The following is a 13,305-nucleotide window of genomic DNA, read 5'->3' as shown; positions in this document are numbered from 1 at the left end:
TCGGCATCATGTTATTACGCAATTTACAGCATATGAGTCAAACGCACTCCATGTAATGAGATGAGCGATTAATTCCATTTGGCAAACCATTCGAACTTGGGGGTACTGCGTTTCTAACCCTTACTCTTTGGCTTCATGAACGATTGGTTGTTTTCATCTGTAGATTGCCATGCCTATCAACAGCCAAGCAATAGACTCCAACGTCAACTTTCGCTTTCTAAGCGTGACAGTATCGGGAGAGTAAGCTTCTTCAATGAATTCTAAAGGGAGTAAATCAGCAAGCGTTTCTACCTGATTAGGTTTCCAACTATTCATAACATCTAAGGCCTGAGATACGAGCATAAAAAAATCCGATAAACTATGTTTATCGGATTCTTACATACTCAAAATATCGTTCGATTGTTCGAACAATTAATGCCTACACTGATAGGCATTAGAGCATCAAGATCTCTTTTCGTTATTAGTAGACATCTCGATTTTCTGTGAAGTCTGTGTAATACCCTATTAAAGGTTTACTTGATCTTTAAGACCTTTACCCGCTTTAAATGTTGGGATATTTGCTGCAGGGATTTGGATCTCATCACCTGTTTGCGGGTTACGACCAGTACGAGCAGCACGCTCTTTTACAGAGAAAGTACCAAAACCAACTAGTGCTACTGAATCACCTTCTTTTAGAGCTTCAGTTACAGCACTAGTTAAAGCATCTAATGCACGGCCAGCTGCCGTTTTAGAGATATCAGCGTCGTTCGCTATCTTTTCAACTAGTTGAGCTTTGTTCATTATAAAATTCCTATATTTTTATTTTCTGCCGGAGCGAATTCTATGTTTATCCATTTTTGCCCTTTGTGCAAGTGCAAATTCACGTATACGCCAATTATTTCGCTCTGTTTGTCCTTATATTGCACGGATTTAGCTAAATCAGGTACCTAAAACCCCATCCGTACCTATTTTTCGCTTTAATTTTGGATGACTGTTAAGCCACCTTAATGATTCAAATCCACAATACCAAATACCTCCGTATACTAGCCAGAAGAATAATGTGGGGTTTGCGGTAATCAAAAGGTCTGCTTGTTGCCCCGCATAATAACTTCCAGGGGCTCCCAACCATACAAGTGGAACACGGATCTTGAGTGGTAAAGTAAACAATTTACCCATTGACTCTCTGAAACTAAAAAGTAGCGTACACCACAGTAAAACAAGCCATACAGGTATGGGGCCACCTACATATTTAATCACATTCGTCCCAGCTGCAATAAGCTCTATCATCAAACCAACACCCAGCCCACATACAACAAACATGCAGTCACTTTTTCTGTCTGGGCTCATCATAGCCATGATGCCTATCACGAGCAGCAATACCGGTACAGCTTGGTGGTTGAGGAAAAAAACCGCGAACCAAGCGACTTGAAACACTATAAAGTTAATAATTACAGAATACCGTTTCATCATTGTTCAAATGCCTTGGCTTTCTAGCGACTAAATGTACCGCACTGGTTGCTCTTTGTTTAAACCCACCTTCGCAGTAGCATAAATAAAACTCCCACAGCCTATAAAAGCGCTGGTCGAACTTTTGATTGTTAATGGATGGCCATGCCCTGTTAAAACGTACCCGCCAGTCGTATAAGGTTTTCGCGTAGTGTAAACCGATATCTTTAATGGAGTGCACTACCATATCCGTGTTATTACAAATTTGCTTACTCATTTCTGTCACCGAAGGAAGACACCCGCCTGGGAATATATATTGCTGAATAAAGTCAGAGTTTTTCAAATAGTGCTGGTATCTCTGACAGGCAATTGTAATTGCTTGTATTAACATCACGCCATTGGGCTTTAACAAAGTGCTGCACTTTTCAAAGAAGCCGCTAAGATAATCATGCCCCACAGCCTCAATCATCTCAATCGAGACAAGTTTATCAAATCGACCTGTTAACTCTCTATAATCATCTTTTAATAAAGTGATTTGGCTTTGCAGCCCGAGTGTATCAATTTTTTCTTTTACAAAAGCATATTGCTCTTCGGAAATCGTTGTCGTCGTAACCTTGCAGCCATAATTTTGCGCCGCATAAATTGCGAATGCTCCCCACCCAGTGCCAATCTCGATAACATGATCTTCGGCTTGTAGGTCAACTTGCTCGCAAATCTGCTTAAGCTTATGAATTTGCGCATCTTCTAGTGATGCATCATGAGTAGGATAAACAGCGCTGGAGTAGAGCATCTCATCGCTTAAAAAAGCACCGTAGAGATCGTTACCTAAGTCGTAATGAGCCACAATGTTTTTCTTCGATCCAGCTTTAGTATTGCGGTTTTTAAAATGCGTAACTTTGTTCATCAAGCCGGATAATAGTGCAAACTTCTTTTCGAACTTATCTAAAACATCTTGATTGACAACAAATATTTCTATCAGTTTGGTTAGGTCTGAACACTCCCAGAACCCTAATATATAGGACTCTCCTGCGCCCACACTTCCTCCAAGCGCAAATTTAGAATACATTTGCTGAGAGAGCACATTAATGGTTACTGATTGGTCACAGCTTTGCACGCCAAAACTGTATTCTTGTGAGCTGTCAATAAGTTTAATATGCCCCCATGTGATCTGATCAAGCGCTGTCAATACAAGTTTTTTACAGGCTTTACTGGTCCAGCTGTCGCTTATATCACTATAGGGTTGTGTCGTTTTTTCCATCTTACAAACTTCCGGGGTGACTAATAAAAGGAACTTTTTTCATGAACAGCTTCAAAGCCTGCCAGTAGATACCTTTTAATATTGTAAAGGTCATCGCTGGGAAACGTTTTAACAGTGAGGTAATCGCCTGCCGTTCAAGTGGCACTCTCTGTAACCTCAAAGTCGCGTCAAAAAGAAGTTCGCGTTGGTTTTTGTTTTCAATATGAACAAAGGCATGTTGCGCTGGCGCTTTTATATGCCAATGATATTCCATATCTAAATTCATGAAAGGTGATACGTGGAAGGTCTTCTTAAAGTTCACTTTCTTTCCGAGCGGAACCAGATAATAATGTCGCTCATTCCAAGGCGTATTGCTTACTTCGGCAATCATATGTGTGTAGGTATCAGCGTCTTTGGAAAAGAAATAAAAATTAACTGGGCTAAAATAATATCCTAAACATCGACCTTGCCCCATTAAATAAACTTGGCTATTAGACGCATCAACGCCAAGCTCTCTACTTTTGTCCAGCGCACGCTGCTTTAAATCATTACTCTCGCCATCTAAGTAATCCTGTTGGCAAAATTTCAAAATTTTTCGACCTTTGGTCCCAAACATAGGGTGTATATCATCTAGATACTGAAGTTCATCTAGGTCGATACACATCATATACATGGGGTACTTAAAGTGATGAGATGATACAGAGTAACGCCTATGCCTCACATCCCCCACATAGATGGCGCTTCTCAAAATTCTACCCCCAGCTTTTTGGCTACATCGACCGCACTTCTTACTCCATCTTCATGAAATCCATTAAACCAATATGCACCACAAAAATAGGTTTTATTTACGCCGTCTACTTCGTTTTTGCGCTTTTGAGCCGAAATACTCCGAGTGTTAAAGACAGGATGAAAATATTCAAACTTTTGGATAATTTTGTCAGGTGCAATTTGCTCGTCATTATTTAAAGTCACACAAAACTGCTGATTACACTCTAAATTTTGCAGAATGTTCATTTGGTAAGTCACCGTAGCAGGTCTGGCTTGCCCTTCATCAAGTAAGTAATTCCAGCTTGCCCAGGCGGCTATTCTTTTTGGTAATAAGTTGGTATCGGTATGCAGCACGACGCTATTTGGCGTGTACTCAATTGCACCAAGTACCTCCCGCTCTAGATCGGTCGCATCAGCTAATAGCGCTAATGCTTGATCTGAATGACAAGCAAATACCACCTCGTCAAACCCCTCAACTGAGCCATCTTCAAAAATAACCTCAACACCTTCGTTGTCTCGTGTAACACTTTTTATATTGGCATTCAGTCTGATTTTGTTTTTATAGGATTGTGTTAAGGGTGCAATATATTGTTTTGAACCACCTGGAATAACGTACCATTGAGGTCTACCGGCAACGTCTAACAATCCATGATTGTAAAAAAATCGAATAAAAAATTGGATTTCAAAATCCAACATCCCTTTTAAGCTGGTTGACCAAATCGCAGCGCCCATCGGTAAGATATAGTGGCTTTTGAAAAAGTCGTCAAAACCGTGAGCATCTAAAAACTCACCTAGATTCTTGTGATCAGAGTAGTCACCGCTGTGATAAAGCTCTTTTGCGATGCGGTTAAACTTGACGATATTATACAAAAAACGCCAAAATTTGAACGAAAAAATATTGCGTTTTTGCGCAAACAACGATGCAAACGTATGACCGTTGTACTCAAAGTCACGTTCCGCAGTTTTTACACTAAAACTCATTTGCGTTGGGTTGCGACCAACGTTTATTTCGTCGAGTAACTTTTCAAAAAGAGGGTAAGTTCTATCATTAAAAACGATAAAGCCAGTATCAATAGCAATATTGCCTTCTGACGTCTCAACGTCAATCGTAGCGGTGTGACCCCCAAGCCTACTATCCTTCTCGAAAAGAGTAATTTCATGCTTTTTATTCAGTAAATAAGCTGCTGTCATTCCAGAAATACCGGAGCCAATGATTGCTATTTTTTTCAACGTTTTATCCTTTTTGCTAGGGGCAGCCATAAACGGAAAGGGAGTAATGAGAATAACTTAAGTAACAGAGTGAAGCGCTTTGGAAATTGTATTTCTTTTTTGCGGCGCTCAACCCCTTCATATATTTCTTCACATGCTTTTTCTACAGTGACTAAAAACGGCATCGGGAAGTCATTTTTATCAGTCAGCGGAGTCTCTACAAACCCCGGGTGAACCAAAGTCACATCAATACCTTCTAATTCGACTTGCATAACACGCGTTAAATAGCTTAATGCCGCCTTGGATGCTCCATAAGCTTGCGCTCGGGGCAGCGGCAAAAAGCTCGCGCTAGAACTGACTATAACTAATTGGCCACTAGGCTTTATCTTCGGGAGCAAAGCCTCAATACAATATCCAGTTGCAATGACATTGGCATGTATGACTCTTTCAAACAATTCGGAGTCAAAACGTTGAGCGTCGTCGATGTATTCACACACACCAGCATTAAGTATCACGATATCTACTTGTTCAATGTCATTAAACGCGCTTGCAACTTGAGCTTTTTCAGTCATATCAAACTTCAATGTTTGAACATTTCGCACTTCAAGTTTCTTGAGTTTCTCTTCATTACGGCCACATGCAACAACGTTATGTGACCTCGAGTAACGTTTAACTAGACCTTCACCAATTCCCGATGTTGCGCCTGTAATAAGCACGCTTTTTAGCCCAGAATCAGTCATGAAGTTGCTCTCTTTTCTATTGTTTTGATAACGTTACCTAACAAGGGAATATTGCGATACAACAGCGCTCCAACATCAAAATAATCAAAATGGTTAACCACTTTCGAACCTTTAAAAGTCAGCTTACTGTGCCCTGCTACGGTGATTGTTTTTTTACCATTTAATCTACTGTGGGAAAACTTCATATCCCAGTAAAGAAACCCCATGTTATTTAAAACGAAATGCTCTTTAATATCGAACGAGATGGAATTGACGTTTGCGTACATATTTTCAAAGTACTTTGTCAAAGCCTCTAAGCCTTCTACCTCATGAAGAGGATCCGTAAATACAATTTCCTCATCATATATATTTTTAAGTAGATTGAGATTTTTATCTGATAGCTTGTTGTATATATCAACAAAATTGATAAGGTGCTGTTCCATTCTTTATACCTTAAATGCGGCAAGCGCTCTTTCCCTTGCAGCCTTGTGCTCAACAATAGGTGCCGAATACTTTTTATCACCAAACGCGCTGAGAAAATCGTGCGGAAAGTGAATATGTTTAGCTGGCACTGACTCTAATTCATGTACGTATTTACGGATAAAAGTGCCATCAGGATCAAATTTTTCGCTTTGTGTAATTGGATTAAATATTCTAAAGTAAGGCTGAGCGTCACAACCTGTGCTTGCAGCCCATTGCCATCCGCCATTATTTGATGCCAAGTCTCCATCTATTAACTTACTCATGAAATAAGACTCACCCCATCTCCAATCGATCAATAGGTGCTTAGTCAAAAAGCTGGCTACAATCATTCTCAGCCGATTGTGCATCCATCCAGTTTGATTTAATTGCCGCATTGCTGCATCGACAATAGGGTATCCAGTTTTTCCTTCACACCATGCGTTAAACTGACTTTCTTGATTTAACCATGCAACAGAGTTGTATTTCTCGTTGAAATTGTACCCTTTACAGAGTTTTGGGTAAACAAACATTAAATGCCTATAAAACTCTCTCCATATTAATTCATTCACGTAAGAGAATTCTGCTGACTTAGTGCGGATTAAAACATCTGGTGTCTCGTACTGGATTCGGCCTATTAATTCAGTGACCGCAACGATACCAAGCGCTAAATATGGGCTTAATCCAGATGTCCCTTTTATACTGGGTATATCACGTTGTGCGTCGTATTTATGAACTTTTTCAAAAATGAACTGCGAGATTACTTTTTCAATAACATGATCTTCAATCGGCCACTTATCGGACGCACCATTGGACGCCAGCGCTTCAGGGGCCACCCAACCAATAGCTGTTCCAATAGGTTCCAATTTGCGTCCCACTGGAAACATTCGTTCACTATTTAACGATAGCCACGCCTTTTTGAAAGGAGTGAACACTTTAAACATCTCACCTCCTTTAGTAACAATACTGCCAGGTGGTGATAACACATCTCCATCGTATAAACGAAGTTCTACGCCCAACTCGCTACACGCTTTGTCTCTGTCGAGCTCGTTTATTTCATACTCTCTATTTGCATAGATGGTAGATATATTATTTTGTTCCGCATACTGCTTGAGTTTATTTGGCAAAACGTCAAAATTATCACCGTCAAGTACTGTAAGCTTTAAACCAAGCTGCGCAAGTTCTTCACCTAAGTACGCTACCCGTCGCTTGAGAAAATCCAGCTGAATGTCGCTTGCGTTATGTTTTTGCCACTGTTTTTCACAAATAAAAAACAGCGCCTCTCTGGCGCCGTTATTAATTGCTTGAATAAGCGCTTCATTACCGTGAAGCCGTAAATCACGCCTAAACCAAAATATCGTCTTGTTCAAATTGAGAACCTTAGTTTTAAATCACTTGGGTAAGGGTCGAAATACACTTGTTGTTGAAGATACGCTTTAGGATGAACCCTCAAATGATGCTTAAGTAACGTTAATGGCACATTTAATGGGACCAAGCCCTTACGATACTCGTCAATCGCCTCGACCATCTCAGCCTTTTCGACCTGAGAGATATCATTCTTAAAATAACCCTGAAGATGCGCAAGTGTGTTCGCTTGACCTTTTCTACTGGCTGGCTTTTTCAGCGCCTCCATCAGGCCAGAAATATAATCCTGTGCTAATACATCACACTCTTTCGGCTCGCCTTCTGCCAGCAAACGACCAAGTGTTCTATAAGCGCTGTAGTTATGACTCATGAGCAGATATTTGTGTTTTGCGTGAAAGTCAGTAAGTACTTTTTTATTAACCGGTTGCTCAATTAACTCCTGCCAAGATTTAAATACATACACTCGCATAACAAAGTTTTCTCGCAAATGGACATCGTTAAGCCGCCCATTTTCTTCGCATGGAAGTAGCGGATTATGCTTCATTATTTGCTCTGCAAACGCGCCAACGCCTTCTGCCGACGCGCCAGTTCCAGTATCGTTATATACTTTGACGCGCTCCATTCCGCAGCTTGGGCTTTTAGCGCAAAATACAAATCCTGACAACGCCTTAACCTTAGTTTTAGCAACTCGCTCGCCATACTCTGTTAATTTTGCGCCCACATCTCCGGACCCATCAGGTCTACACACTTTGATAACATCTCCATACCTAACCTGTCGAATAGTATTTCGCGGTATCGGCATGCCAATCGCCACCTCGGGACAAAACTTCACGTATTCAACGTGGTTGACAAATTCGTCCATACAAAAGTTAGAGCGCTTGTGACCTTTGTCAAAACGCACGCGATCACCACCTAGACATGCACTAAGTCCAATTTGAATCGCGGTTTCAAAATGCTTTTCTGTGTTTGTCATTAGTAAATCAACTTTCCAATAGGGTTGAGTAATTTGCTTAAGCCTTTATTGAAATGTAACGCATTATCCACCAACGTAAAGCACAAGCAGCCATCTTTTGTTCTTGGGCTATGATTATGTCGTCCATCTAACATGATAAAGTCGCCGGGAACGTATTGCCCACTTTCGTCTTCAAACGTACCGTCGAGTAACAATGTTAGCTCGAAACCGGTATGCGTATGTTCAGGAATTTCTCCACCAGGTTTAATGTGAAGCAAGCTGCTTCGCAATGGGCCTTCATCCAATTCAAATCGTGCCCTAGAAACTTTCCCTGCGTTCATAAAACTCCCCAACTTTAAAGCTGCGATTGCGCGAGGAAGTTGAACACGTTTGTCTTCGTATTCGAATATATCAGGTTCATGCGAAACTACTTGGTCGAACATAGACAGCTGAGTAATGTCATCAATCATAAAATCCAATTCGAAACTGTCGTTTTCTTCACAAGGCTCTTCAAAAGTCACACTAGCTTGCTGCGCCTCAAGTAATTCGAACTCTTTGCTACATGTATCACACAATTCAATGTGAGCAGCAATTGCGACGCTAAGACCGGCTGGCAGCTCTCCCATAATGTGTTTTTGCATCAGCTGTTTTGATGGGTGATATTTAATCATGCTGCTCTCCCAACTCCACTTTCAACTTCTTTAATGCCAAACGTAAGCGTGATTTGACGGTACCTACAGGAATGTCCAAATGTTGAGCGAGTTGCTCTTGTGTCATATCTTCAAAATAGACACCAACAACAACATCCCTCTGTGGTGCTGGTAAGCTCTTTATCTTTTCTTTTAACTGATTTGACTGTAAATGATCCTTAAAACTTCTCTCACACACTTGCTCATCGTGGAATAGTGGCCAAATCTCTTCACTTAAATTATCTTCTCTGTTGCTCTTGATTTTACGAAGCGCGTCAAACGACGCATTACGCATAATCGTGTACACCCACGTCGTTGCAGCCCCTTTCTCTGGACGATACAGCTTTGCCTTTCGCCAAACAGACGTCATAGTGTCCTGAACAAGTTCCATCGCCATAGCCTCTGACCCGTACTGCTTAATACCAAATCTTTTTATTTTGGGGGCAAAGTATGAAAACAAATATGCGTACGCTTTTTTGTCGGCATGTGTGGCGACGTTTATTAATGCTTGAGTCAACTGCTCTGAAGGGGTTTCTTGCATCCCTACGTTTTTACCTTTTTGTATACGGCAATCTATAGACTGCTCCAAACTAACCATAATTTCAACGCTCTCAGCCAGTAATATAATAGACTATACGGAGACATATCACATTTCGATCACTCTTGATCATCAAAAATTTCTGCTAATACATTTGCCACGCCAACATAACTTCGGCAGCTCTGTATTTCAGTCTTTTGTTTTAGCGTAAGAGGCAGAAGCTCTAACCATCTCGCAGCGACCCACAAGGGGTTGGCGTAGTTTTTCTTTTTATATAAATCATTAAGATCAGCGTTCACAACGAATAAATCTCTTAATAAATCAGCGAGCCGTTCATGAAAGGTTAATTCCTCTTCACCGCCTAATGTCCACAACGGCTCTTGTACAATCTGACAATCGCCATGACGCAAATTCATTTCATCGCTATAGGCATTACTAATCAAAACTCGGTGCTTCGCGTACACATCAATCAAAAGTTGGCCATTTTTATCCTGTGAGAAGTCGACGATTTCTACATAGACGCCCTGTTCAGAAACGTCACACTCTCTGGTTTTATCTGTATGGCACATCACAAACCCGTGCCCTTCCTTCATAGCACCTTTTACCATGTGTAAATATCTGGGTTCGAATATCCTTAACCGGGTGTAACCTTGAGGCAGCAAAAAAACAGGTAAGGGAAAAAGTGCTCGTTTCATATTGATTTAGTAAAATTTAAGATTAATTCTATGTACGCCCCCTAAATGAAAACCGATCAATTTTTTAAAACAATCACAAAGTCGCATCCGCGCCAAAACGATGTATAAAGATATTACCCCCTATTTCCATTGGAATTTCTTTAACGAAACTTTACCAGCAGCGATTTTTACGCCCTCAGATGCCAGATGTGTTTGTTGCTCTGAAAACTTTTCCGATCCTTCTGGAAACGAAATCTTCCCTTGCCCATTTATGACCCGGTACCAAGGAAGTGAACTGTTTTTGGGTAAATTTTTTAGCAAGTAACCAACCGCTCTAGCATGTCTGGGCGAACCAGATAGCTTTGCTATTTGCCCATATGTTGCGACATTCCCGCAAGGAATAGCCCCTATGAGCGTATACACTCTTTGCTTAAATTCTTCTTCCATTGTACTGCTCTCCTAACTGATTGAAGCCACCCCACAAATAGTTTGCTACTGAGCCATAATGTGGTAATTTTCGTCTAAATGCATGTATATCAATATTAAATTGGTCTTGCCTATCTAAAACTCGGATTTGTTCAAGCCCCCCTTCATTCAACTCTTTTTCACAATGATTGAGAGCCATCATTGCAAAGCCTAGCCCTTGCAAAACAAACATTTTGATAGCCGAAATGTCATCTAACTTCATAACACTCATACTCTTTGAATACTCTAAGCGGTCACTGTCAAATTCGAATCCACTCTCTTTCATAGCAAGGCATGGGTATTGATTTAGTTCTTCAAATGTAAGCTCCTTTGGCATTAGGCCAGCTTTTGCGACAAGACCTAATTTGACCTCGCCAATGGCAATAGACTCCAAATCTCCTGTGGCATGGAACAAGTTAAACCATGGCCCGATCCCGATATCTGAGAGTCCATGATTTACCCTTTCCAGCGCAACATGATATCAGAAGCACATCAGACAATGTTGAAAAGCTTGAGAGATTTTTAAAGCAGTACGACATTGTAAAAGAAGTGACAACAACCATTGGTCAGGGTGCGCCTAGATTCATGCTCACCTATGGACCAGAAAAGCAGTACGATGCATATGGCCAAATGATAATCCGAGTTGAAAACCGCGAAGACGTGATAACCATCATATCCAAGATAAGAGAATTCGCAGCGCAAAATGAACTCGATGGTCAGCTTAAGATAAAGAGAATGGAAATTGGCCCATCAACTGATGCGAAAATCGAAGCAAGATTTTCAGGCCCAGATCCAGTTGTCCTAAGGCAGCTAGCTCAGGAAGCCAAATCTATCTTAACCAAAGACGACGGTGCTCATAGTATTCGCGATGACTGGAGAGAAAGAAGTAAGGTACTCCAACCTGTCTTTAATGAACAAAAAGCGCGCCGATTAGGGATCAGTAAAACTGACCTTGATCAGTTATTGTTGACCAGTGTGTCAGGTAAAACTGTTGGTTTATATCGCGATGGCACTAAAATGCTTCCCATCGTAGCGCGTTCCCCAGAGGCTGAACGATATAGTGTTGAGAACTTACAAGATTTACAAGTCTTTAGCCCAGTTTTAAATGTGTATGTGCCTGCAAGCCAAATCGTTGACAGCTTTGAGGTCGTATGGGAAGACAGCTTAATAATGCGTCGCGATAGAAAGCGCACGATTACAGTGATGGCTGATCATGATGTCATTGGTAATGAAACACCCGCAAAATTATTCGCACGTGTTAAAGCTAATATTGAAGCAATCGAACTCCCACAGGGTTATACGATGGAATGGGGTGGCGAGTATGAATCTTCTACAGATGCACAAAAGGCTATTTTTGGTTCATTGCCAATTGGATACCTCAGCATGTTTATGATCACCGTATTACTGTTCAACTCTGTGCGCAAGCCTTTGGTGATCTGGAGTACAGTGCCACTAGCAATCATTGGCGTTACCGCAGGACTCGTAGTGTTCCAAGCACCATTTAGCTTCATGGCACTACTTGGGTTACTAAGCCTCTCAGGTATGCTCATCAAAAACGGCATCGTATTGATGGATCAGATTAATTTAGAGGTAGATAGTGGTAAAGACCCTTACCAAGCTGTTTTTGACTCGGGCGTAAGTCGTGTACGTCCAGTTTCTATGGCCGCAATCACAACAATTCTGGGCATGATCCCACTACTCTTTGACGTATTCTTTAAATCAATGGCAGTCACAATTATGTTTGGATTAGGCTTCGCCACAATTTTAACGTTAATCGTTATTCCTGTGGTTTACTGTTTGGCATTTAAGATTAAGGCGCCCAAACACGCATAAGGATAAAAAAATGGCCGCTTAGCGGCCATTTTTATTATCCAATGACAAAGTGCCCTTTAGCCTTTGTGAAACCTTACTTGGCTTTTTAAATTGATTAGATTTTAGTGATTTGCCCTTATGTGGCTTCACTTCATCGCGTTTTTTATGTGCATTGTTGTTGGGTTGCGCACGCTTTTTGTCATCGAGTGACGCTTCTTCCGTTTTTGAAGAACCTTCAATAGAGGCATTGATCTCCGCCATTTCGTTGTCACTTAAATGTCGCCACTGACCGGGACGTAAGCCGTTCAAGTTAACATTCATAATGCGTACACGTTTAAGCGTATCGACTTCATAGCCAAAGTACTCACACATCCTTCTAATCTGTCTATTGAGACCTTGCGTAAGTACGATAGTAAACTTTTTGGGTCCGTTTTTCTTAACAAAACACTTTTTAGTCACAGTACCAAGTATTGGCACCCCCGAGCGCATGCCCTTTATGAAGTTATCATCAATCGGTTTATCCACTGTAACAACATATTCTTTTTCATGATTATTACCAGCTCGCAGGATTTTATTTACGATATCTCCCTCATTAGTAAGAAATATCAGGCCTTCTGAGGGTCTATCTAACCGACCAATTGGGAAAATACGTTCTGGATAATTAATGGCACTGACGATATTACTTTTGATTTTTCGCTCAGTTGTGCAGGTCACACCTACCGGCTTGTTATAAGCGATGTAAACTCGTTTAGGCTTGGTTTTCAGTGGCTTATTATCAATGAGAACTTCATCACTGCCTGTCACTTTTAGACCCATTTCAGCTACCTGACCGTTAACTGAAACCCTTCCTTCACTTATGAAAGTATCTGCTTCCCTTCGGCTACAAAAGCCTGTTTCACTGATGTACTTATTTAATCGCTTAGGTGTATCCACGCCAATCCCAATGTCATAAAAAGCGTAATTGTATATCTAATTAAGCTTAAATTGAATCTA

General features: G+C 41.0%; 15 protein-coding genes and 2 pseudogenes. 1 reads left to right on the top strand and 16 read right to left on the bottom strand.

What is annotated here, in order from left to right:
* Nucleotides 1-21: 21 nt before the first annotated feature.
* The 15 genes and pseudogenes from N482_RS24275 to N482_RS09120 form a co-directional block, all read right to left on the bottom strand.
* A pseudogene (locus N482_RS24275) lies at nucleotides 22-342 on the bottom strand (transposase domain-containing protein); the annotation flags it as partial.
* 162 nt (nucleotides 343-504) lie between these two features.
* Entirely contained in the window at nucleotides 505-780 is a 276-nt protein-coding gene (gene hupB, locus N482_RS09185) for a nucleoid-associated protein HU-beta (RefSeq protein WP_063356261.1), read from the bottom strand.
* 138 nt (nucleotides 781-918) lie between these two features.
* The gene (locus N482_RS09180; RefSeq protein ID WP_063376753.1) at nucleotides 919-1,449 is read right to left on the bottom strand and encodes a DUF2878 domain-containing protein; all 531 of its coding nucleotides are present in this window, start codon (nucleotides 1,447-1,449) and stop codon (nucleotides 919-921) included.
* The gene (locus N482_RS09175) at nucleotides 1,421-2,683 is read right to left on the bottom strand and encodes an SAM-dependent methyltransferase (RefSeq protein ID WP_063376752.1); all 1,263 of its coding nucleotides are present in this window, start codon (nucleotides 2,681-2,683) and stop codon (nucleotides 1,421-1,423) included. Before N482_RS09175 ends, N482_RS09180 begins: the two co-directional genes overlap by 29 nt.
* Before the next feature lies 1 nt (nucleotide 2,684).
* Nucleotides 2,685-3,410, bottom strand: coding sequence for a DUF1365 domain-containing protein (locus N482_RS09170; protein WP_081227853.1), 726 nt, complete (start codon nucleotides 3,408-3,410; stop codon nucleotides 2,685-2,687).
* Nucleotides 3,407-4,660: an NAD(P)/FAD-dependent oxidoreductase gene (locus tag N482_RS09165; RefSeq protein ID WP_063376750.1), complete on the bottom strand. Its 1,254-nt coding sequence runs from the start codon at nucleotides 4,658-4,660 to the stop codon at nucleotides 3,407-3,409. The genes N482_RS09170 and N482_RS09165 overlap by 4 nt, the downstream gene beginning before the upstream one ends.
* Nucleotides 4,657-5,379, bottom strand: a complete 723-nt coding sequence (locus tag N482_RS09160; protein WP_063376749.1) for an SDR family NAD(P)-dependent oxidoreductase — start codon at nucleotides 5,377-5,379, stop codon at nucleotides 4,657-4,659. Before N482_RS09160 ends, N482_RS09165 begins: the two co-directional genes overlap by 4 nt.
* Nucleotides 5,376-5,801: a nuclear transport factor 2 family protein gene (locus N482_RS09155; RefSeq protein ID WP_063376748.1), complete on the bottom strand. Its 426-nt coding sequence runs from the start codon at nucleotides 5,799-5,801 to the stop codon at nucleotides 5,376-5,378. Before N482_RS09155 ends, N482_RS09160 begins: the two co-directional genes overlap by 4 nt.
* Nucleotides 5,802-5,804: 3 nt before the next feature.
* Nucleotides 5,805-7,187: a deoxyribodipyrimidine photo-lyase gene (phrB, locus tag N482_RS09150; protein ID WP_063376747.1), complete on the bottom strand. Its 1,383-nt coding sequence runs from the start codon at nucleotides 7,185-7,187 to the stop codon at nucleotides 5,805-5,807.
* A complete protein-coding gene (locus tag N482_RS09145) occupies nucleotides 7,184-8,155 on the bottom strand; it encodes a YbgA family protein (protein WP_063376746.1) in 972 nt (323 codons plus the stop codon). Before N482_RS09145 ends, phrB begins: the two co-directional genes overlap by 4 nt.
* Nucleotides 8,155-8,805 (bottom strand): ChrR family anti-sigma-E factor, encoded by a 651-nt coding sequence (locus tag N482_RS09140; RefSeq protein WP_063376745.1) that lies wholly within the window; start codon nucleotides 8,803-8,805, stop codon nucleotides 8,155-8,157. Before N482_RS09140 ends, N482_RS09145 begins: the two co-directional genes overlap by 1 nt.
* The gene (locus N482_RS09135; protein ID WP_063376744.1) at nucleotides 8,798-9,421 is read right to left on the bottom strand and encodes a sigma-70 family RNA polymerase sigma factor; all 624 of its coding nucleotides are present in this window, start codon (nucleotides 9,419-9,421) and stop codon (nucleotides 8,798-8,800) included. Before N482_RS09135 ends, N482_RS09140 begins: the two co-directional genes overlap by 8 nt.
* Nucleotides 9,422-9,480: 59 nt before the next feature.
* Entirely contained in the window at nucleotides 9,481-10,056 is a 576-nt protein-coding gene (locus N482_RS09130) for an LON peptidase substrate-binding domain-containing protein (RefSeq protein ID WP_063376743.1), read from the bottom strand.
* A gap of 120 nt (nucleotides 10,057-10,176) precedes the next feature.
* Nucleotides 10,177-10,482 (bottom strand): MGMT family protein, encoded by a 306-nt coding sequence (locus tag N482_RS09125; protein WP_063376742.1) that lies wholly within the window; start codon nucleotides 10,480-10,482, stop codon nucleotides 10,177-10,179.
* Nucleotides 10,466-10,915, bottom strand: coding sequence for a LysR substrate-binding domain-containing protein (locus N482_RS09120; RefSeq protein ID WP_231100823.1), 450 nt, complete (start codon nucleotides 10,913-10,915; stop codon nucleotides 10,466-10,468). The genes N482_RS09125 and N482_RS09120 overlap by 17 nt, the downstream gene beginning before the upstream one ends.
* 62 nt (nucleotides 10,916-10,977) lie before the next feature.
* On the opposite strand from N482_RS09120, the pseudogene N482_RS09115 reads away from it, so the two are divergent.
* Nucleotides 10,978-12,333: pseudogene (locus N482_RS09115) on the top strand (efflux RND transporter permease subunit); the annotation flags it as partial.
* 18 nt (nucleotides 12,334-12,351) lie between these two features.
* Here the strand turns inward: N482_RS09115 and rluF are convergent.
* Nucleotides 12,352-13,245, bottom strand: a complete 894-nt coding sequence (gene rluF, locus N482_RS09110) for a 23S rRNA pseudouridine(2604) synthase RluF (protein ID WP_063376740.1) — start codon at nucleotides 13,243-13,245, stop codon at nucleotides 12,352-12,354.
* Nucleotides 13,246-13,305: the final 60 nt, after the last annotated feature.

This window comes from Pseudoalteromonas luteoviolacea NCIMB 1942 (genome assembly GCF_001625595.1).
Classification (GTDB): Bacteria; Pseudomonadota; Gammaproteobacteria; order Enterobacterales; family Alteromonadaceae; genus Pseudoalteromonas; species Pseudoalteromonas luteoviolacea_A.
Note: the sequence above shows the minus strand (reverse complement) of the source record. Positions and strands in the feature narration are given on the sequence as shown.